The organism is Mesorhizobium sp. B2-2-3 (genome assembly GCF_006442405.1).
In the GTDB taxonomy this organism is placed as follows: domain Bacteria; phylum Pseudomonadota; class Alphaproteobacteria; order Rhizobiales; family Rhizobiaceae; genus Mesorhizobium.
In genome coordinates this window covers 154,968-175,378 of the sequence record NZ_VFWC01000001.1, presented here as the reverse complement: position 1 = coordinate 175,378, position 20,411 = coordinate 154,968, and the positions used below count along the sequence as shown (strand labels likewise).

Annotated in this window: 15 protein-coding genes; 10 read left to right on the top strand and 5 right to left on the bottom strand. The window is 64.9% G+C overall.

Going from position 1 to position 20,411, the window contains the following annotated elements:
- Window positions 1–308: 308 nt before the first annotated feature.
- Window positions 309–1,010 carry a hypothetical protein gene (locus FJ951_RS00775; RefSeq protein ID WP_140512974.1) on the top strand — a complete coding sequence of 234 codons (702 nt, stop codon included), beginning with the start codon at window positions 309–311 and terminating at the stop codon, window positions 1,008–1,010.
- Between the two features lie 48 nt (window positions 1,011–1,058).
- On the opposite strand, the gene FJ951_RS00770 is transcribed toward FJ951_RS00775, so the two are convergent.
- Window positions 1,059–3,338: an NADP-dependent malic enzyme gene (locus FJ951_RS00770; RefSeq protein ID WP_140512972.1), complete on the bottom strand. Its 2,280-nt coding sequence runs from the start codon at window positions 3,336–3,338 to the stop codon at window positions 1,059–1,061.
- Window positions 3,339–3,555: 217 nt separating this feature from the next.
- Between FJ951_RS00770 and mutS the strand changes: the two genes are divergently transcribed.
- On the top strand, window positions 3,556–6,318 hold the full coding sequence (mutS, locus tag FJ951_RS00765) for a DNA mismatch repair protein MutS (RefSeq protein WP_140512970.1): 2,763 nt from the start codon (window positions 3,556–3,558) through the stop codon (window positions 6,316–6,318).
- A gap of 254 nt (window positions 6,319–6,572) precedes the next feature.
- Here the strand turns inward: mutS and FJ951_RS00755 are convergent, their stop codons facing one another.
- From FJ951_RS00755 to FJ951_RS00745, 3 genes are all read right to left on the bottom strand, one after another.
- Window positions 6,573–7,418: an aldo/keto reductase gene (locus tag FJ951_RS00755; RefSeq protein WP_140512968.1), complete on the bottom strand. Its 846-nt coding sequence runs from the start codon at window positions 7,416–7,418 to the stop codon at window positions 6,573–6,575.
- A 78-nt stretch (window positions 7,419–7,496) separates the two neighbouring features.
- Window positions 7,497–7,889 (bottom strand): DUF305 domain-containing protein, encoded by a 393-nt coding sequence (locus tag FJ951_RS00750; protein WP_140512966.1) that lies wholly within the window; start codon window positions 7,887–7,889, stop codon window positions 7,497–7,499.
- Window positions 7,890–7,932: 43 nt separating this feature from the next.
- Window positions 7,933–10,437, bottom strand: coding sequence for a heavy metal translocating P-type ATPase (locus FJ951_RS00745; protein ID WP_140512964.1), 2,505 nt, complete (start codon window positions 10,435–10,437; stop codon window positions 7,933–7,935).
- 187 nt (window positions 10,438–10,624) lie between these two features.
- On the opposite strand from FJ951_RS00745, the gene FJ951_RS00740 reads away from it, so the two are divergent.
- The 5 genes from FJ951_RS00740 to FJ951_RS00720 all read left to right on the top strand — a co-directional run bounded on the left by FJ951_RS00740 (window position 10,625) and on the right by FJ951_RS00720 (window position 17,631).
- Window positions 10,625–13,426: a [protein-PII] uridylyltransferase gene (locus tag FJ951_RS00740; protein WP_140512962.1), complete on the top strand. Its 2,802-nt coding sequence runs from the start codon at window positions 10,625–10,627 to the stop codon at window positions 13,424–13,426.
- 46 nt (window positions 13,427–13,472) lie between these two features.
- A complete protein-coding gene (murJ, locus tag FJ951_RS00735) occupies window positions 13,473–15,080 on the top strand; it encodes a murein biosynthesis integral membrane protein MurJ (RefSeq protein ID WP_140512960.1) in 1,608 nt (535 codons plus the stop codon).
- A 172-nt stretch (window positions 15,081–15,252) separates the two neighbouring features.
- Window positions 15,253–16,320 carry a tryptophan--tRNA ligase gene (trpS, locus tag FJ951_RS00730; RefSeq protein ID WP_140512959.1) on the top strand — a complete coding sequence of 356 codons (1,068 nt, stop codon included), beginning with the start codon at window positions 15,253–15,255 and terminating at the stop codon, window positions 16,318–16,320.
- A gap of 103 nt (window positions 16,321–16,423) precedes the next feature.
- Window positions 16,424–16,915, top strand: a complete 492-nt coding sequence (locus tag FJ951_RS00725) for a universal stress protein (protein WP_140497131.1) — start codon at window positions 16,424–16,426, stop codon at window positions 16,913–16,915.
- Window positions 16,916–17,061: 146 nt separating this feature from the next.
- Complete coding sequence (locus FJ951_RS00720) at window positions 17,062–17,631, top strand: NifU family protein (RefSeq protein WP_140497133.1); 570 nt, start codon at window positions 17,062–17,064, stop codon at window positions 17,629–17,631.
- A 149-nt stretch (window positions 17,632–17,780) separates the two neighbouring features.
- Here the strand turns inward: FJ951_RS00720 and FJ951_RS00715 are convergent, their stop codons facing one another.
- Window positions 17,781–18,398 (bottom strand): L,D-transpeptidase, encoded by a 618-nt coding sequence (locus tag FJ951_RS00715; protein WP_140497135.1) that lies wholly within the window; start codon window positions 18,396–18,398, stop codon window positions 17,781–17,783.
- A gap of 223 nt (window positions 18,399–18,621) precedes the next feature.
- Here FJ951_RS00715 and cueR point away from each other — a divergent pair, with 223 nt between their 5' ends.
- The 3 genes from cueR (at window position 18,622) to FJ951_RS00700 (ending at window position 20,187) form a co-directional block, all read left to right on the top strand.
- On the top strand, window positions 18,622–19,041 hold the full coding sequence (gene cueR / locus FJ951_RS00710) for a Cu(I)-responsive transcriptional regulator (RefSeq protein WP_140512957.1): 420 nt from the start codon (window positions 18,622–18,624) through the stop codon (window positions 19,039–19,041).
- Window positions 19,042–19,089: 48 nt separating this feature from the next.
- Window positions 19,090–19,509 (top strand): OsmC family protein, encoded by a 420-nt coding sequence (locus tag FJ951_RS00705; protein ID WP_140512955.1) that lies wholly within the window; start codon window positions 19,090–19,092, stop codon window positions 19,507–19,509.
- Window positions 19,510–19,686: 177 nt separating this feature from the next.
- The gene (locus FJ951_RS00700; RefSeq protein ID WP_140513550.1) at window positions 19,687–20,187 is read left to right on the top strand and encodes an MmcB family DNA repair protein; all 501 of its coding nucleotides are present in this window, start codon (window positions 19,687–19,689) and stop codon (window positions 20,185–20,187) included.
- Window positions 20,188–20,411: the final 224 nt, after the last annotated feature.

The window sequence follows — 20,411 nt, the reverse complement described above, 5'->3', positions numbered from 1 at the left end:
GCACGCGGAAGGGAACCACCGCAACCTAGCGATCCTTCGCGCGCCCCTCTGCCCTGCCGGGCATCTCCCCCACGAGGGGGGAGATCGGCAGCTTCACCGTCGCGCGGCTGTCACACATCGCACCTACACGCAATCTGGGCGCCCTTTGACTGACATTTGGGCGCCCTCAACCAGTTGGGGTGCCAAGATGCAAGAAAGCAAGCTGTCGGGCGGCCGGATTTGTTGCCGCCGCGATTTCCGCTTTCCACATTAGAAATTCAGCAACGGGCGCAGTCGGGGAGGAGCGCTCGCGGCCCGAAGACAGATGCATGAACAGATTTCACATAACCGGTCTTAAACAAGACGACTTCGCGGACATGGTCGCGGAGAAGGTCGAGCGGGCGCTCGCCCACTATGACGAGGCCATCAACAAACCCACCATGGTCTCGGTTGGCAAGATCGCCGGCAGCATAGCGTCAGCCGTCACCTTGCTATCGCCGACGCATCAGCGCGCCATCGATGCCATTCATGCCGACCTTCCGGGGCTGGCGTCGAAATTCGTGCGTGCGCTGGCCGTGGAAGCCGCGCGCCGCAGCGAAGCCGGCACCGCGGGCGCCACAAATCCATCGGCGGGTTTCGACGGCCCCGCCTCCCCGCTTCCGCGCACCCAGTCCGACGACCTCGAATCGATGCTGATCGAAGACTGGGCCGGGCGGGTCGCCGGTTCGACCTATCTGGAGGAACACCTGCGCATTGCCCGCTCGACCCTGCACCGCTGGCAAAGGCGGGGCGAGGTGGTCGCCTTGCGCAAGGGCGGCCGCAAGCACGTCTTCCCGCTGGCGCAGTTCGTCGACGGCAGGCCGGTGGCGGGTATTCGAGAGGTGCTGTCGTTGATCGGCAATCCGAGGCTGGCATGGCTGTGGCTGACCCGCCCCTCGGCGCCGCTCGACGAGCGCATTCCCATCGACCTGCTGCGGCAAGATCAGGTCAAGGAGGTCGTCGAGGCGGCGCGGGTGTTTTCCGCGGGTTAAGCGCGACCAGATCCGCCGCAGCTTTCGCATCCGACGCGCGGACCTTCCTCAGGTCCCCGCCGTGTAGGCCGCGATCGCCGCCATGTTGACGATATCGCTGTCCTTGGCGTTCAGCGAGACGATCTGCACCGGCTTGTTCAGCCCGACCAGCAGCGGGCCGATGACCGTCGAGCCGCCGAGCTCCTGCAGCATCTTGGTGGAGATCGAGGCGGAGTGGAAGGCCGGCATGATCAGCACATTGGCCGGGCCGGTCAGCCTCATGAACGGGTATTGCGCCATGGCACGGGCGTTGAGCGCGACGTCGGCGGCCATCTCGCCGTCATACTCGAAATCGACGCGGCGCTTGTCGAGGATGCGCACGGCTTCCTGGATGCGCTCGGAGCGCTCGCCGTGGGGATGGCCGAAGGTGGAATAGGCGAGCATGGCGAGCCTCGGCTCATAGCCCATGCGGCGGGCAAAGCCTGCCGCTTCCTCCGCGATATCGGCGATCTGCTCGGCGTTCGGCATGTCGTGCACGGCGGTGTCGGCGACGATCACGGTGCGGCCGCGCGCCAAAACGATCGACACGCCGATGACGCGATGGCCCGGCTTGGCGTCGATGACGCGCCTGACATCGTCGAGCGCGGTGGAATAGTTGCGGGTGACGCCGGTGACGATGCCGTCGGCATCCCCCAGCGCCACCATGCAGGCGGCGAAATGGTTGCGGTCGTTGTTGATCAGGCGCTGGCAGTCGCGGAACAGGAAACCTTTGCGCTGCATGCGCTCGTAGAGATAATCGGTATAGACCGAATTGCGGCGCGACAGGCGAGCATTGATGATCTCCAGCCCCTGCTTGTCGAGGTCGATGCCGGCGTGCCTGGCGTTCTCCTTGATGACGTCGTCGCGGCCGAGCAGGATGGCGGTGCCGAGCCGCTGGTTCACATAGGAGACGGCGGCGCGCATCACTTGCTCCTCCTCGCCCTCGGCGAAGACGATGCGCTTGGGCTGGCGGCGCACACGGTCGTAAATGCGCTGCAAGGTCGAGGCGATCGGATCACGGCGGGCCGACAGCTCCTGCGCGTAGCGGTCGAGATCGAGGATCGGCTTGCGGGCGACGCCAGAATCCATCGCCGCCCTGGCGACGGCCAGCGGAATGGCCGAGATCAGGCGCGGATCGAACGGCACCGGGATGATGTAGTTGGGGCCGAATTTCGGCCGGTTGCCCTGGTAGGCTGCGGCGACGTCGTCGGGCACGTCCTTGCGTGCCAGGTCGGCAAGCGCACGCGCGGCGGCGATCTTCATGTCGTCATTGATGGTGGTGGCCCGCACATCCAGCGCGCCGCGGAAAATATAAGGGAAGCCGAGCACGTTGTTGACCTGATTGGGATAATCCGAACGCCCGGTCGCCATGATGGCGTCGGTGCGGATCTCCGCCACTTCCTCGGGCGTGATCTCGGGATCGGGGTTGGCCATGGCGAAGATGATCGGGTTCTTGGCCATGGAACGCACCATGGCGGTGGTCAGCGCGCCCTTGGCGGAAAGGCCGAGGAAGACGTCGGCGCCGTCCAGCGCCTCGGCCAGCGACCGCGCGTCGGTCTTGACCGCATGCGCCGACTTCCACTGGTTCATGCCATCGGTGCGGCCCTGGAAGACCACGCCCTTGGTGTCGCACAGGATGATGTTTTCGGGCGCAAAGCCCATCGCCTTCATCAGCTCGATACAGGCGATGCCGGCCGCACCGGCGCCGTTGCAGACCATCCTGGTGGTCTTCATGTCGCGGCCGGTGATCTCCAGCGCGTTGATCAGGCCGGCGGCCGAGATGATGGCGGTGCCGTGCTGGTCGTCGTGGAAGACCGGGATGTCCATCAGCTCGCGCAACCGCTGCTCGATGATGAAGCATTCCGGCGCCTTGATGTCCTCCAGGTTGATGCCGCCGAAGGAGGGCCCAAGGAAGCGCACGCAGTTGATGAACTCGTCGGCGTCCTCGGTGTCGACCTCGAGGTCGATGGAATCGACGTCGGCGAAGCGCTTGAACAGCACCGCCTTTCCCTCCATGACCGGCTTGGAGGCCAGCGCGCCGAGATTGCCCAAGCCCAGGATCGCGGTGCCGTTGGAGATGACGGCGACCATGTTGCCGCGCGACGTGTAGTCGAAGGCGCGGCTGGGATCCTCCGCGATGGCCAGCACCGGCACGGCAACGCCAGGCGAATAGGCGAGGCTCAAATCGCGCTGCGTGGCCATCGGCTTGGTGGCGACGATCTCGAGCTTGCCGGGCCGCCCCATGGCGTGGAATTCGAGCGCTTCCTGCGCGCTAACGGACGGACCGCTGTTTTCGGTTTTCCTTGCCATGATGCTTTTGATTTCCTCGCCATGCGGCACCTCCTTGAGGCGGGTGCCTTGTGTGATTCCGAATTAAGACTACGCGCCGCCGCGTGTAAACCGCCAAGCGTTACCGAACTGGCGTCGGAAGGACGCATGGCGTTCAATGGTGGTTGATCTCCGTTCTTCCCCTGCTTTTCCAATGGCCGGCATTAAACCCCGCCGCCACATCTGCTAGCGTGAGCGCATGAACATGCACATTCAAAACGAACCGGACGCTCCCGAGGCGATCACGCCGGCAGCCGCTGGCGGCGTCACGCCGATGATGGAGCAGTTCATCGAGATCAAGGCGGCGAACCCGGATTCGCTGCTGTTCTACCGGATGGGCGATTTCTACGAGCTGTTCTTCGAGGATGCGGAGAAGGCGAGCCGGGCGCTCGGCATCGTGCTGACCAAGCGCGGCAAGCATCAGGGACACGACATCCCGATGTGCGGCGTGCCAGTGCATGCGGCGGACGACTATCTGCAGAAACTGATCGCGCAGGGTTTCCGCGTCGCCGTCTGCGAGCAGATCGAGGATCCGGCCGAAGCCAAGAAGCGCGGCTCCAAATCGGTGGTGCGCCGCGATGTGGTGCGGCTGGTGACGCCTGGCACCATCACCGAGGACAAATTGCTGGCGCCGTCGGAATCGAGTTTCCTGATGGCGCTGGGACGAGTGAAGGGCGGCGGCGATCCAAGAAGTGGGGAGCGCGGCGGCGCGACCGGGACCCAAGGAAGCTTTGCCCTGGCCTGGATCGACATTTCGACCGGGGCTTTCCGGGTCACAGACACCACCGCCGACCGGCTGCTGGCCGACATCTTCCGCGTCGATCCGCGCGAACTGATCGTCGCCGAGCCGGTGTTCCACGATCCCGAATTGCGATCGGTATTCGACGTGCTCGGCCGCGTCGCCAACCCGCAGCCGCCGAGCCTGTTCGATTCGGCCTCGGCGGCCGCGCGCATCGCCCGCTTCTTCGAGGTGGCGACGCCGGACAGCTTCGGCGCGTTTTCGCGGGCCGAGCTGTCGGCGATCTCGGGCGCAATCGCCTATGTCGAAAAGACGCAGAAGGCCGAGCGGCCGCCGCTGTCGCGGCCCGAGCGCGAGGAGGCCGGCTCGACTTTGTTCATCGACCCGGCGACGCGCGGCAACCTGGAACTGCTGCGCACGCTGTCGGGCAGCCGTGAAGGCTCATTGTTCAAGGCGATCGACCGCACGGTGACCGGCGGCGGCGCCAGGCTGCTCGCCGACCGGCTGATGGCACCGCTGACCGATCCGGCGGCAATTGCCGCGCGGCTGGATTCGGTGTCGTTCTTCCGTTCCGAGACGCGGCTTTGCCAGGCGGTGCGGGCGAGCCTGAAGAGCGTCGCCGACATGCCGCGCGCGTTGTCGCGGCTGGCGCTCAACCGCGGCGGCCCGCGCGACCTCGGCGCGCTGCGCGCCGGCTTCGAGGCGGCCGGCACCATCGCGGGGATATTTGCCGCGACCGCCCTGCCGCAGGAATTGGCGGCGGCGCTCGCCGCCATCCGGGCGCTGCCGCACGCGCTTGCCGGGCATCTGACGCAGGCACTTGGCGAGGAACTGCCGCTGCTGAAGCGCGACGGCGGCTTCATCCGAGGCGGCTACAACGCCGAGCTCGACGAGATGCGGGCGCTGCGCGACGAGTCGCGAAAAGTGATCGCCGGGCTGGAGCGTTCGCTGATCGAGGAGACCGGCATTCGGTCCCTGAAGATCCGGCACAACAATGTGCTCGGCTACTACATCGAGGTGACCGCCAACCACCACGCGGTGATGACCGGCAGCGACGGCGCCAAGGCGCGCTTCATCCACCGCCAGACCATGGCCAACGCCATGCGCTTCACCACGACGGAGCTGGCGGAGCTGGAAACAAAGATCGCCAATGCCGCCGACCGGGCGCTGAGCATCGAGCTTGCGGCCTTCGACGCGCTGACGGCGGAAGCGGTCGGCGAAGCGGAGAAGATCCGCGCCGGGGCCGATGCGCTCGCCGTGCTGGACGTGTCGGCGGCGCTCGCGCTTTTGTCGGAAAGCGAGGCCTGGTGCCGGCCGCTGGTCGATGCCAGCCTTGCCTTCGAGATTTCGGGTGGGCGCCATCCCGTGGTCGAACAGGCGCTGCGGCGCTCCGGCGAAGGGCCGTTCGTGGCCAATGACTGCGACCTGTCGCCGGAGGGCAGCGCCAAGAACGGCGCGATCTGGCTGCTGACCGGCCCCAATATGGGGGGTAAATCAACATTCCTGCGGCAGAACGCGCTGATCGCCATCCTGGCCCAGACCGGCTCTTTCGTCCCGGCGACATCGGCCCATATCGGCGTCGTCGACCGCCTCTTTTCCCGCGTCGGCGCCTCGGACGATCTGGCGCGCGGCCGATCGACCTTCATGGTCGAGATGGTCGAGACGGCGGCGATCCTCAACCAGGCCGGCCAACGGGCGCTGGTAATCCTCGACGAGATCGGCCGCGGCACCGCCACGTTCGACGGCCTGTCGATCGCCTGGGCCGCGGTGGAATATCTGCACGAGAAGAACCGCTGCCGGGCGATCTTCGCCACGCATTTCCACGAAATGACCTCGCTTGCCGGCAAGCTGGCGCGGCTCCACAACGTCACCATGCGGGTCAAGGAATGGGAGAACGACGTCGTCTTCCTGCACGAGGTCGGCAAGGGCGCGGCCGACCGCTCCTACGGCGTCCAGGTGGCGCGGCTGGCCGGCCTGCCGGAGGCGGTGGTGGACCGTGCCAAGGAAGTGCTGCACCAGCTCGAGGAAGGCGAGGTTTCGGGCAAGACCAACCGGCTGGTCGACGACCTGCCGCTGTTTTCAGTGGCGGTGAAGCGGGAAGCGCAGAAGCCGGTCAAGAGCGACGCGCTGGGCTTCGCACTCAGTGACATCAATCCCGATGAGATGACGCCGAGGGAAGCGCTGGAAGCGCTTTATCGGTTGAAGGGGTTGGCGGGGACGTAAATTGAACCTGCTGGCACGGCGGTATCGCCGAAACCGCCAATCTCCCCCCTTGAGGGGGAGATGTCCGGCAGGACAGAGGGGGGCCTCGTAGAGTGCCGGCCTTGATTAACTTGCCCCCTGACGATGCCCGCCGGAGCATGCCAGCGCGGAAGCCGTCGTTGTAAAAATTAATATGTTGGCGGGACAGCGCCCCCCTCTGCCCTGCCGGGCATCTCCCCCTCGAGGGGGGAGATTGGCAGCTTCACCGACAACGCTCAGATCATCTCCAGCCCGCGTTTGCGGCTCGGCGGCGGGAAGGCGCGGTCGAGGTCGGCGAGGTCTTCGCGCGTAAGCTCGATGTCGAGTGTCGCGACATTCTGGCGGACATGGTCCTGGCTGCTGGCCTTGGGAATGGCGATGACGCCATCCTGGTGCATCACCCAGGCCAGTGCGATTTGCGCCGGTGTCACGCCATGGCGGGCTGCGACCGCGTCTAAACTGGCGTTGCGCGCCAAGGCGCCCTGCTCGACCGGCGAATAGGCCATCAGAGGAATTCCGCGTTTCCGGCTCCAGGGCGCCAGATCGAACTCAAGGCCGCGCCGGACCAGATTGTAGAGCACCTGGTTGGTCTGGACGTTGCCGCCGTCGGGCAGGCCGACCAGCTCTTCCATCTCCCCTGTGTCGAAATTGCTGACGCCCCAGTGGCGGATCTTGCCGGCTTTCTTCAGCGCCTCGAAAGCTTCGACGGTTTCGGCCAGGGGCACGCTGCCCGGCCAATGCAGCAGATAAAGATCGATACGGTCGGTGGCGAGGCGCTTCAGGCTGTTTTCGCAGGCGCGCTGCACGCCGGCGCGCGAGGCGTTGGACGGCAGCACCTTCGAGACCAGGAAGACCTCGGCACGCTGCCCGGCAATGGCTTCGGCCACCACCTCCTCGGCGCCGCCGCTGGCGTACATTTCGGCGGTGTCGATCAGCTTGACGCCGAGATCGAGACCAAGCTTGAGGGCATTCACCTCCTCCGCGCGGCGGCGCGAATCCTCGCCCATTTTCCAGGTGCCCTGGCCGAGAACGGGGATGGCTTCGCCGCAGGGCAGCGTGGTGGTTCTGACGCTCGATGGCATGGCAGGCTCCAGTTGAGACGGGATCGCATCACAGGCCGGACGAGAAATTCAGAGGCGTTCTCGCCGAGCCGCGAAAGCTTACTTCACCGGATGGGCGGCGAGCCAGTCCTGCATCTGCTTGATCTCGGCTTCCTGCGCCGCGATGACCGCCTCGGCCAGCTTGCGGATCTCGGGGTCCTTGCCGTTGGCGAGTTCGACCCTGGCCATGTCGATGGCGCCCTGGTGGTGAGGGATCATGCCGCGGACGAAATCGACGTCGGCATCGCCGGTGTATTTGGAGGCCATCATGTCGGCGTGCATCTTGTCCATCGCCGCCTTGTAGCCTGCGGTCGACGGGCCTTCCGCCCCCGTCGCCATGCCGGCCATGTCGTGCTTCATCTCCTCGCTTTGTGCGGGAACGCTTTCGAGAAAGACGGCAACCAGCATTCCAGCCGCCATCAGCAGCAGCACGATTTTCTTGGCCAAGGTCATTGATGGTCTCCTGTTGATCGGGTTTCGTATTTGGGGGATCGGCTCAAAGTTTCAATGTCCTCAGCCGCAACGCATTGGCGATGACCGAGACCGACGACAAGCTCATCGCCGCCGCCGCCAGCATCGGCGACAACAGCGTGCCGGTCAGCGGATAGAGCACGCCGGCCGCGACCGGCACGCCAAGCACATTGTAGAGGAAGGCGAAGAACAGGTTCTGCCTGATATTGCGGATGGTCGCCTGCGCCAGTGTGCGGGCACGCACGATGCCGTTGAGGTCGCCCTTGACCAAAGTGATGCCGGCGCTTTCGACGGCGACATCGGCGCCGGTGCCCATGGCGATACCGACATCGGCGGCGGCCAAGGCCGGTGCGTCGTTGACGCCGTCGCCGGCCATGGCGACGCCGGCGCCCTTGCCGCGCAATTCCTCGACCAGCGCGCCCTTCTGTTCCGGCAATAGGCCGGCGCGGACTTCGTCGATGCCGAGGCTTCTGGCGATCGCGTTTGCCGTGCGCTCATTGTCGCCGGTCGCCATGATGATCCTCAAGCCGCTGTCGTGCAGGGCCTTGATCGCCTCGGCGGTGGTCGCCTTGACCGGATCGGCGACGGCGACGATGCCGGCCAGTTTCCTGTCCACGACGACGAACATCGCCGTCTTGCCATCGCCTTGCAGCGCCTTGGCCGCGGCCGAAACGGTGGACACGTCGACGCCGAGATCACGCATCATCGCGGCGTTGCCGAGCGCTACATTCCTGCCCGAAACGGCACCGGAAACACCCTTGCCGGTGACCGCCTCGAAGCCATTGGCTTCGGCGACCCTTACACCGCGGGTCGCGGCGCCTTCGACAATAGCCTCGGCCAGGGGATGCTCCGAGCCCTTCTCCAGGCTCGCGGCGAGGCCCAGCAATTCCTCCTCCGAAAACCCATCGGCCGCCACGACATCCGTCAGTTTCGGCCGGCCTTCGGTCAGTGTCCCCGTCTTGTCGACGATCAGCGTATCGACGGAAGCGAAGCGTTCGAGCGCGGCGGCCTCCTTGATCAGCACGCCGGCGTGGGCGCCACGTCCGGTGGCGGTCATGATCGACATCGGCGTGGCGAGGCCGAGTGCGCAGGGACAGGCGATGATCAACACCGAGACCGCCGAGACGATGGCGAAGATCAGGCTGGGCGTGGGCCCAAAGATCGCCCAGGCGACAAAGGCAGCGATGGCGACCAGAACGACAGCCGGGACGAAGTAGAAGGAAACGCGATCGGCCAACCCTTGTATCGGCGCGCGCGAGCGTTGCGCCTTGGCGACCAGCTCGACGATGCGCGAGAGCGTGGTCTCGGCGCCGATCCGCTCGGCGCGCATGATCAGCGAGCCGTTCTTGTTGAGCGTGCCGCCGGTGAGGACATCACCTTCGGCTTTCTCGACCGGCAACGGTTCGCCCGTGATCATGGATTCGTCGATGGAAGAGCGGCCTTCGAGCACGGTGCCATCGACCGGCACGGCATCGCCGGGCCGGATGCGCAGGCGCTCGCCGGCCTTGACGCTGTCCAGCGGCACATCGCTCTCGGAACCGTCCTCTCCTATGCGGCGGGCGGTCTTGGGCGCAAGGTCGAGCAGGGCGCGGATGGCCGAGCCGGTCTTTTCGCGGGCGCGCAGTTCCAGCACCTGGCCGAGAAAGACCAGCGCGACGATGACGGCTGCGGCCTCGAAATAGACCGGCACCGCCCCGCCATGGCCGCGGAACTGATGCGGAAAAATGTCCGGGAACAGCGTCGCGACGACGCTGTAGAGATAGGCCGCACCGACGCCGAGCGAAATCAGCGTCCACATGTTCGGGCTGCGGTTGCGGATCGAATCCCAACCACGATGAAAGAACGGAAATGCGGCCCAAAGCACGACCGGGCTCGCGAGCGCCAGCTCGATCCAGACTTTTGTCCGGTCATCGACCAGCTTCTCGAACGACAGACCGATCATCGGCGCCATGGCGACGATGAGAAGGGGCACCGAGAGCACCGCACTGACCCAGAACCGCCTGGTGAAATCGACCAGTTCGGGATTTGGCCCCTCGTCACCGGTCGGAACGCCCATCGGCTCGAGAGCCATGCCGCAGATCGGGCAGGAGCCGGGCTTGTCACGGATGATCTCGGGATGCATCGGGCAAGTGTATTGCGTGCCCTTCGGCATCGCTTCCGGCGCCGGTCTGTCGCCGAGATAGGTTTGCGGCGCCGCCTCGAATTTCGACTTGCAGCCGGCGGAGCAGAAATAGAAGCCCTGGCCGTCATGGCGCAGAAAATGCTTTGCCGTGGCGCGGTCCACGCTCATGCCGCAGACGGGGTCGGTGGCGGTCAGGTATGTTTCCGGCTTGGCCCGGAATTTCGAACGGCAGCTTTCGCTGCAGAAATGATAGAGACGGCCAGCATGCTGCGATGTCGGCTTGCCGGCGGCTGGATCGACGGTCATGCCGCAGACCGGATCGCGTGTGACGGCGCCCGCATCCACGGCCGCACCTTTTGCCGCGCAGCAACCACCATGCGCGTGATGATCGTGATCTGAATGCGTCATTTCGAATGCCTCTATCGAACTGCTTCGAGCCGGAGGTAGTCCTTCCAGTAACTGGAAGGTCAAGGACTGGCTTGAATTTTATTGTCGCGGGTGTCCCGCACCATGGAAACGCGTCAACCCGCCCCCATACCCAGCGCCGCGGAAACGCGCTATAGACGCCGCCCAAAAGGCAAGGCCAACCGGTACCATGGCGAAAATCTCCTTGAAGCTCGATGAACTGATCGACGGCGACGCCTTGCGCCGCGAGATGACCGCGCTGACGGCGGCCACGACCGGGGACGGCTCCGGATCGGCCGCCCGCGCCGGGGTTCTCCAGCTTCTCAAGGGCCGGCTCGCCGCGGGGCGCAAAACAGCCGAGGCCATGCTGAAGCAGGATGGCGGCGGCAATGCCTGCGCCGAGCGGCTGTCGCATCTGATGGATGAGTTGATCCGGGCGCTCTACGATTTTGTCGCGACCCATGTCTACCGGGTAAAGAACCGGTCGGTGGCCGAACGCATGGCCGTCGTCGCGGTCGGCGGCTATGGGCGCGGCACGCTGGCGCCGGGATCCGACATCGACCTCCTGTTCCTGCTGCCCTACAAGCAGACGCCGTGGGGCGAACAGACAGTCGAATACATGCTCTACATGCTGTGGGACCTGGGGCTGAAGGTCGGCCACGCGACCCGCAACATCGAGGAATGCCTCAGGCTGTCGCGCACCGACATCACCATCCGCACCTCGATCCTGGAAGCGCGCTTCCTGTGGGGTGAGCAGAAGCTCTACGACGAACTGATGCTGCGCTTCGACCATGAGGTGGTGCGCACCACCGGACCGGAATATGTGCAGGCCAAGCTCGCCGAACGCGACGAGCGCCATGCCAAGGCCGGCGAAAGCCGCTATCTGGTCGAGCCCAACGTCAAGGACGGCAAGGGCGGCCTGCGCGACCTGCAGACGCTGTTCTGGATCGGCAAATATTTCTACCGGGTGCGCACCGGCGAGGAGCTGGTCGAGAAGGGCGTCTTCACGCAGGCCGAATACCGCGAATTCCAGAAGGCCGAGGATTTCCTGTGGGCCGTGCGCTGTCACATGCATTTCCTCACCGGCAAGGCCGAGGAGCGGCTGCATTTCGACATCCAGCGCGAGATCGCGGAGCGGCTGGGCTACACCACGCATCCCGGCCTGTCGGCGGTCGAGCGCTTCATGAAGCACTATTTCCTCGTCGCCAAGGATGTCGGCGACCTGACCCGCATCTTCTGCGCCGCGCTCGAAGAGGAGCAGGCCAAGCATGTGCCGGGCTTCAACCGCATCTTCCTCACCTTCCAGCGCCGCAAGCGCAAGCTTGCCGGCACGTCGGATTTCATCGTCGACAACCACCGTATCAACATCGCCGACGACCAGGTATTCGAGCGCGATCCGGTCAATCTGCTCAGGCTGTTCTGGTTCGCCGACAAGCACGGGCTGGAGTTTCACCCCGACGCGCTGAAGCTGCTCACCCGCTCGCTCGGCCTGGTCAACAAATCGCTCCGGCGCGACGAGGAGGCCAACCGGCTGTTCCTCGACATCCTGACCTCGGACCGCAACGCCGAGCTCAATCTGCGCCGCATGAACGAGGCGGGGCTGCTCGGCCGGCTGATCCCCGATTTCGGCAAGATCGTCGCCATGATGCAGTTCTCGATGTACCACCACTACACGGTCGACGAGCATCTGATCCGCTGCATCGGCGTGCTGGCCGAGATCGAGCGCGGCGACGGCGAGAAGGTGCATCCGCTGTCGCATTCGCTGATGCCGGGACTGAGAAAGAGCCGCGAGGCGCTCTACGTCGCCGTGCTGCTGCACGACATCGCCAAGGGCAGGCCGGAGGACCATTCGGAAGCCGGCGCCCGGATCGCCCGGCGCATCTGCCCGCATATGGGACTTTCGACCACCGACACCGAAACGGTGGCCTGGCTGGTCGAGAACCATCTGGTCATGTCGATGACGGCGCAGACGCGCGATCTCAACGATCGCAAGACGATCGAGGACTTCGCCTCGATCGTGCAGTCCGTCGAGCGGCTGAAGCTGCTTCTCATCCTCACCGTCTGCGACATCAGGGGCGTCGGACCGGGCGTCTGGAACGGTTGGAAGGGCCAGTTGCTGCGCACGCTGTACTACGAGACCGAACTGCTGCTCACCGGCGGCTTCTCGGAAGTGTCGCGCGCCCAGCGCACGGCGGCGGCGCGCGAGTGCCTGGCCGAAGCGCTCGCCGGCTGGCCCGACAAGATCCGCAAACGCTATGTCGGCCTGCACTATGAGAATTACCTGCTGACCGTCGACCTGCCGGACCAGCTTCGCCATGCCGAATTCATCCGCGAGGCGGATGCGTCCGGCAACAAGCTCGCCACCATGGTCAAGACGCACCAGTTCGAGGCGGTGACCGAGATCACCGTTTTGGCGCAGGACCATCCGCGCCTGCTGTCGGTGATCGCCGGCGCCTGTGCGGCGGCCGGCGGCAACATCGTCGACGCGCAGATCTTCACCACCTCGGACGGCCGCGCACTGGACACGATCCTGATCTCGAGGGAGTTCGACCGCGACGAGGACGAGCGCCGGCGCGCCGAGCGCGTCGGGCGGCTGATCGAGGACGTGCTGTCGGGCAAGAGCTGGCTGCCGGAGATGATCGAGAAGCGCACCAAGCCCAAGCGCGGCGCCAAGGTCTTCCGGATCGCGCCGCGCGCCGAAATCCGCAACACGCTGTCGAACCGATTTTCGGTGATCGAGGTCGAGGGGCTGGACCGGCCGGGTCTGTTGTCGGAGATCACCGGAACGCTGTCCGACCTGTCGCTCGACATCGCGTCGGCCCACATCACCACCTTCGGCGAAAAGGTGATCGATACGTTCTATGTCACCGACCTCACCGGCCAGAAGATCGACAGCCCGTCACGCACCACCACCATCCGCAACCGGCTGACGGCGACGCTCGAGGGCACGGCCTCCGAACGCGGCAGCAGGACCAGGGCCGCCGCCGAGTGAGCGCCACCATCACTTTGTCCCAATCGCGCAGGCAGTCTCCAAACGCATGAGCCTCGTCAAGAAATTCGCTACGGTCGCTTCCGGCACGCTGATGAGCCGCGCGCTCGGTTTCGGCCGCGAGATGCTGATGGCGGCAGCACTGGGCACCGGGCCGGTGGCCGACGCCTTCAACGCCGCCTTCCAGTTTCCCAACACCTTTCGCCGGCTGTTCGCCGAAGGCGCCTTCAACGCCGCCTTCGTGCCGCTGTTCGCCAAGGAGATCGAGACGCACGGCACCGACGGCGCCAAGCGCTTTTCAGAGGAAGTGTTCGGGGTGCTGTTCACGGCGCTGCTGGCGCTGACCATCGCCATGGAACTGGCGATGCCGCTGATCGTGCGCTACCTGGTGGCGCCGGGTTTCGCCGACACGCCGGGCAAGTTCGAGACGACCGTCACTCTGGCGACGATCATGTTCCCCTATCTCATCTGCATGTCGCTGGCCGCCATGATGGCGGGCATGCTGAATTCGCTACGCCGCTATTTCGCCGCGGCGATCGCGCCTGCCTTTCTCAACATCATCCTGATCAGCGTGCTTGGCTATGCCTGGTATCATGGGCTGGATGCGCATGCCGTCGGCTTCAGCCTGTCCTGGGGCGTTCTGGCGGCGGGCCTCGTGCAGCTCGCCATCGTCTGGGTGGCGGTTCGCAACGCCGGCATCTCGATCGGTTTCCGCCGGCCGAAGATGACGCCGAACGTGAAGCGGCTCCTGATCCTGGCGCTGCCGGCGGCGATCACCGGCGGCATCACCCAGATCAACCAGCTGATAGGCACCGCCATCGCCTCGGCGCAGGACAGCGCCGTCTCCTCGCTCGCCTATGCCGACCGCGTCTACCAGCTGCCACTTGGCGTGGTCGGCGTCGCCGTTGCGATCGTGCTGTTGCCGGAACTGTCGCGGGCGCTGAAGTCGGGCAATCTGATCGAGGCGGCCAATCTGCAAAACCGCTCGGTCGAATTCACCTTGTTCATGACCTTGCCGGCTGCGGTGGCGCTCTGGGTCATGTCTGAGCCGATCGTGCGGCTGGTCTATGAGCGCGGCGCGTTCGCCGCCAACCATTCGACGCCTATCGTGGCGGCGATCCTGGCGATCTTCGGGCTTGGCCTGCCGGCCTTCGTGCTGATCAAGGCGTTCACCCCGGGCTATTTCGCCCGCGAGGACACACGCACGCCGATGATCTTCGCCGCCATCTCGGTGGCGGTGAACGTCGCCACCGCGCTGACGCTGTTTCCGAGGATGGGCGCGCCCGGCATCGCCGTGGCCTCGGCGGTGGCCGGCTGGGTCAACGCGCTGATGCTGCTCGGGGTGCTGATCCGGCGCGGCCATTGGGGCCGCGACGTGCCGCTTCTGAAGCGCATTCCGCGTCTGGTGCTCTCGGCGGGGGTGATGGGCGTCGCCCTCTATTTCGCCGAACACTGGCTGAGCGCCAGCCTCGGCTCCGGCTCGCCGCTGGTCGTCAAGGCGACGACGCTGCTGGGGCTGGTGGCCGGCGGGGCGCTGCTCTACTTCGTCACGGCCTTTGCCAGCGGCGGCGCCGATTTCGGCATGATCCGCCGCAATGTGAAGCGCGGCTCAGGCAAAGCGACACCACCAGCCGTAAACGCCGAGCTGGACGAGTAGGCCGGGCAGCCCGACTGCAATAGCAGTCTTGATCGCAGCGTCATGTTCGTCCATAAGCGCGCCGTCGCAAGACTTTCGCCGCACGCGGTTTCCAGCCGCGTGATTGGCTCCGAAAAGTCTGCAACTTTTCGGAATCACGCTTATACGGCCCTCCACAAGCCACGAGGAAACCATGTCCGCCTTCAAGCCACTCGTCTTCTCCGGCGTCCAGCCGACCGGCAATCTGCATCTTGGCAACTATCTCGGCGCCATCAAGAAATTCGTCGCCCTGCAAGAGACGTCCGACTGCATCTACTGCGTCGTCGACCTGCATTCGCTGACGGCCCAGCTGGTTTATGACGACCTCAAGGACCAGACGCGCTCCATCACCGCGGCATTCCTGGCCTCCGGCATCGATCCGAAGAAGCACATCGTGTTCAACCAGTCGCGGGTGATGCAGCACGCCGAGCTCGCCTGGATTTTCAACTGCGTGGCGCGCATCGGCTGGATGAACAAGATGACGCAGTTCAAGGACAAGGCCGGCAAGGACCGCGAGAACGCCTCGCTCGGCCTGCTTGCCTATCCCTCGCTGATGGCAGCCGACATCCTGCTCTACCGCGCCACCCATGTGCCGGTCGGCGAGGACCAGAAGCAGCATCTGGAACTGACGCGCGACATCGCCCAGAAATTCAACAACGACTTTTCGGACCGCATCGCCGGTCTTGGCGTCGGCGTCGAGATGCAGGTCGGAGAGGAAATTGTGAACGGCTACTTTCCGCTCACCGAGCCGGTCATCGGCGGGCCGGCGGCGCGCATCATGAGCCTGCGCGACGGCTCCAAGAAGATGTCGAAGTCGGACCCGTCGGATCTGTCGCGCATCAATCTAACCGACGATGCCGACGCCATCTCCAAGAAGATCCGCAAGGCCAAGACCGATCCGGAAGCCTTGCCGAGCGAAGTGGATGGCCTCGCCACCCGGCCGGAAGCGGAAAACCTGGTCGGCATTTATGCCGGCCTTGCGGACATATCGAAAGAGGCGGTGCTGAAGGAGTTCGGCGGCCAGCAGTTTTCGGTGTTCAAGCCGGCACTGGCCGACCTGGCAGTCGAAAAACTGGCTCCCGTCGCCGCCGAAATGCGCCGCATTTCCGATGACCGCGCCTATGTCGACGCGGTACTGCGGGACGGCGGCGAGCGCGCCGGCGTGCTGGCCGAAGCGACGATGAAGACGGTGCGCGACATCATCGGGCTGCTGCAGGACTGATCCGCATCCTTATGCCCCGCACCATACCGGCCAAAGACCGGCGGCTTGCCGCCGGTCAGCCGCAGTGGCAGATTGCGGCCGAAATGACATCGAGTAAATAGACATGGTCTCCAAACGCCTCAGCCGCGAAGCCGGACATCGCCGGAAGTTCCTGGCGATCATCGACGATACGCCCGAATGCGAGCGCGCCGTCGCCTACGCCTCGAAGCGGGCGCTGAGCACCAGCGGCGTGCTGGTGCTGCTCTATGTCATCGAACCGGACGATTTCCAGCACTGGCTGGGCGTCGAGAAGATCATGCGCGAGGAGGCGACCGCCACCGCACGCACCGCGCTCGACAGCTATGCCAACAAGGTGCGCCAGAAGCTCGGCATCGAACCCGAGATGGTGGTGCGCGAGGGCAAGCCCACCGAAGAGATCCACAAGCTGATCGAGGAAGATCAGGATATTGCCATCCTGGTGCTGGCGGCCGGCGCCGGCAAGGAAGGGCCCGGGCCGCTGGTCGGCGCGGTGGCCGGCAAGGGCGCCGCCTTCCCTATCCCGGTGACCGTGGTGCCGCAAAACCTTTCGGACGAGGAAATCGACAGCCTCGCCTGAAGCCCGCCAGGGATTTCGATCCCCAGCCAGCAAAAACATTCCGCCAGCCAGCCGTTCGGGCGACGCGTTTCGCTTGAATGTCCAGCCGATAGAGCTTATTTAGAATTATTCCAAACTATCTGCCCGAGACGGGCACGGAGACGGCCATGTTCATCCAGACCGAATCGACGCCAAACCCGGCGACGCTGAAATTCCTGCCCGGCAAGGAAGTGCTTTTGGAAGGCACCGCCGATTTCCGTGATGCCGATAGTGCGGCGACGGCCTCGCCGCTGGCCGGCCGGCTGTTCGAAATACCGGGCGTCACCGGCGTCTTCTTCGGCTACGACTTCATCACCGTGACCAAGGACGGGCCCGACTGGCAGCATCTGAAGCCGGCGATCCTGGGCGCCATCATGGAGCATTTCATGTCCGGCGCGCCTGTCATGGCCAATGCCGGCCCGGCCGCGGAGACCAGCCAGACCGGCGAGTTCTACGACAAGGCCGACGAGGAACTCGTCATCACCATCAAGGAGCTGCTCGACACACGGGTGCGCCCGGCAGTGGCCCAGGATGGCGGCGACATCACCTTCCGCGGCTTCGAGAACGGCACCGTGTTCCTGCACATGAAGGGCGCCTGCGCCGGCTGCCCGTCATCGACGGCGACGCTGAAGCACGGCATCCAGAACCTGCTCCGCCACTTCGTTCCCGAGGTCCAGCAGGTCGAACAGGTCGCCTGACCATTCGTCTTCGCCGAGCGCGGCGACGATTCTCAAAAAGCAAGCAACAAAAAACCGGGCCGAATTGCCCGGTTTTTTGTTGGGGACGTCCGTTGTTGCCTAGACGGTCCGCGTACGAACGGTTTTGACCATGAACCTCGCGGTCACGGTCAGAGGACGATGACCTTGGCGCCGACCTCGGCGCGATCGTAAAGGTCGATGATGTCCTGATTCATCAGCCGGATGCAGCCCGAAGACATCGCCTTGCCGATCGAGTTCCATTCCGGGCTGCCATGCAGGCGATAGCCCATGTCGCCGCCCTTGTTGAACAGGTACAGAGCGCGCGCGCCGAGCGGGTTCTTCAGGCCCGGCTCCATGCCGCCGGCGAACTTGGCGAGTTCCGGCTGGCGCTTGATCATCTGCGACGGCGGCGTCCAGGTCGGCCATTCGCGCTTGATGGCGACATGGGCGGTGCCATGCCACTCGAAGCCCTCGCGGCCGACGCCGATGCCGTAGCGAATTGCCCGGCCGTCACCCTCGACGAAGTAGAGGAACTTGTTCTGCGTATCGACGATGATGGTGCCCGGCTTTTCCTTGGTGTCGTAGTTCACCTCCTGCCGGTGATACTTCGCGGGCACCTTTTCGATCGGGATGCGCGGCAGTTGGTAGCCGGCGTCGGTCACCGCGCCATAGTCGTTGGAGAATATCTGCCCGCCAATGGTGCTGCAACCGGCGAGTGCGGTGGACAGCGCCAGTGCGGCAATTACTGCAAGCGACTTCATGCGCATGAGGTGATCCGTGCCCCGCCAAACATCCGCGGCACGAGTCGGCCGCTTTCTTGCCATCATTCATGCTGGCATTTGCTTTGCTTGCCAAGTACGCGATGCCTATATGCAAGACCTCACCTGCCGGTAAGCCAGCAACTGCGGCATTTCGGCAACAGCCTTCACCGGATTGTGAAGGAAATTCAATGGCCATGACTCTCGGGCCAGCAGGAATCGAGGAACAACCATGAATGTCGGCGACGCCGCCCAGCGTTCCGGTCTGCCAGCCAAGACCATCCGCTACTATGAGGAAATCGGCCTGATCGCGCCTGCGCGTGCCGGCAACGGCTATCGCGACTATTCGGGCGACGACATCCATCGGCTGACCTTCCTGCGCCGTGCCCGCAACCTGGGCTTTTCCATCGACGATTGCCGCCAGTTGATGGCGCTTTACCAGGACCGCAGCCGCGCCAGCCACGACGTGCGCGAGATCGCCACCGCCCATGTCAGGGCGATCGAGGAGAAGGTGCGCGAGCTGCAGGCGATGCGATCGACCCTGCAGAAGCTCGTCCAGGCCTGCCATGGCGACGACCGGCCGGACTGCCCGATCATCGATGACATTGCGGGAACCGCGCCGCTCGGCGATAAATCCGTCACGGTCGCATAGATCCGTGCCGGCCAGGCCCGAGCTCTCGGCTACGGGGGGAGGATGCCGATGGCCTCGATGACTGTCGAACTGCACAATGTCGAAGGCACCGAAGCCGCCATGGGCTGGGCCGGCGGCCACACGATCGTCGTCGACCGGCCCGAGGGCAAGGCCGGCGGCATGGGCCTGGGCTTCAATGGCGGCCAGCTGCTGGCGCTGGCGATTGGCGGCTGCTTCTGCAACGACCTTCGCTATGTCGCCGACGAGATCGGCGTGAAACTCGGCAGGATCGCCGTCTCGGTGAGGCTTGATCTCGACGGCAAGCCCCTGCTGGCGACCGCAGCAAGGATGACGGTTTCCTGCGAGACCTTGGACGGGTCCGATCCCCAAAGGATCATTGACCGTGCCAGCGCGGTTTCGACGGTCAGCAACTCGTTGCGCCAGGGCGTGCCGGTTACGATCGAAACGACGGGGCCTGGTCGCTCATAAACGCCAGGACTTCTCCCGCGCCGTAGGTCGTCCCGCCACGTTCACCCATCACGGAAAGTGAAGGTGGCCATACGGTTCTCCGTGCCTGCTCATGCCATCGAGCACCCATTGATTTGGGTGGCCACCAAATGAGCGGTACGGGTTCAAATCGTGAACAAAATCTGGCATGGTCCCGTCATGCCAATCATCTCACCGATTCCCCTGAACCCGCTCATCGATGGCCGCCAGTCTGAACGCGCCATGCTGGTGCGGCGCGGGGTGCAGCGGCTGCTCCGCGAAATGGGCGCGCATGTGCTGCCCGAACTGTCCCTGGCGACCGGCCGCCGCGCCGACCTCGTGGCGCTGACCCGCCAGGGCGACATCTGGATCATCGAGATCAAGTCCTCGGTCGAGGATTTTCGCGTCGACCGCAAATGGCCCGACTACCGGCTGCACTCGGATCGCTTCTTCTTCGCCACCCATCCCGGCGTGCCGGCGGAGATTTTTCCCGAAGAATGCGGCTTCATCCTCTCCGACGGCTATGGCGCCGAGATTTTGCGCGAGGCGCCCGAGCACCGCATGGCGGCGGCTACGCGCAAGGCGCTGATGCTGCGCATCGCGCGGGCCGGTGCCGCGCGGCTTTTGGCGGCGGAACTCGCCGGAGTGGCCGTGCCGGCGCTGGAGGGGGAGAGCGAATAGGCTGACAGGCAGGAGATAGAACGCAACCGACGGCGCCGCCCCTCATTGTCCTGCCGGACATTTCTCCCCGTATAGAGACGGGGAGAAAGGTGCTGTCGTCGGCGATTCGCCAACTTATGGAAGAAAGCGCCAAGGGGTCGCGTCACCCCTTCTCCCCGTCTCTATACGGGGAGAAGATGCCGGCAGGCAGATGAGGAGCAGCGCGACCTCGAAAAGAGTGCATT

Coding starts and splice junctions, on each gene's coding strand:
- FJ951_RS00740 (WP_140512962.1), top strand. CDS start 10,625: ATGGCGAAAATCTCCTTGAAGCTCGATGAACTGATCGACGGCGACGCC.
- FJ951_RS00775 (WP_140512974.1), top strand. CDS start 309: ATGAACAGATTTCACATAACCGGTCTTAAACAAGACGACTTCGCGGAC.
- FJ951_RS00700 (WP_140513550.1), top strand. CDS start 19,687: ATGCCAATCATCTCACCGATTCCCCTGAACCCGCTCATCGATGGCCGC.
- FJ951_RS00770 (WP_140512972.1), bottom strand. CDS start 3,338: ATGGCAAGGAAAACCGAAAACAGCGGTCCGTCCGTTAGCGCGCAGGAA.
- FJ951_RS00745 (WP_140512964.1), bottom strand. CDS start 10,437: ATGACGCATTCAGATCACGATCATCACGCGCATGGTGGTTGCTGCGCG.
- mutS (WP_140512970.1), top strand. CDS start 3,556: ATGAACATGCACATTCAAAACGAACCGGACGCTCCCGAGGCGATCACG.
- FJ951_RS00720 (WP_140497133.1), top strand. CDS start 17,062: ATGTTCATCCAGACCGAATCGACGCCAAACCCGGCGACGCTGAAATTC.
- trpS (WP_140512959.1), top strand. CDS start 15,253: ATGTCCGCCTTCAAGCCACTCGTCTTCTCCGGCGTCCAGCCGACCGGC.
- FJ951_RS00725 (WP_140497131.1), top strand. CDS start 16,424: ATGGTCTCCAAACGCCTCAGCCGCGAAGCCGGACATCGCCGGAAGTTC.
- murJ (WP_140512960.1), top strand. CDS start 13,473: ATGAGCCTCGTCAAGAAATTCGCTACGGTCGCTTCCGGCACGCTGATG.
- FJ951_RS00705 (WP_140512955.1), top strand. CDS start 19,090: ATGGCCTCGATGACTGTCGAACTGCACAATGTCGAAGGCACCGAAGCC.
- FJ951_RS00715 (WP_140497135.1), bottom strand. CDS start 18,398: ATGCGCATGAAGTCGCTTGCAGTAATTGCCGCACTGGCGCTGTCCACC.
- FJ951_RS00750 (WP_140512966.1), bottom strand. CDS start 7,889: ATGACCTTGGCCAAGAAAATCGTGCTGCTGCTGATGGCGGCTGGAATG.
- FJ951_RS00755 (WP_140512968.1), bottom strand. CDS start 7,418: ATGCCATCGAGCGTCAGAACCACCACGCTGCCCTGCGGCGAAGCCATC.
- cueR (WP_140512957.1), top strand. CDS start 18,622: ATGAATGTCGGCGACGCCGCCCAGCGTTCCGGTCTGCCAGCCAAGACC.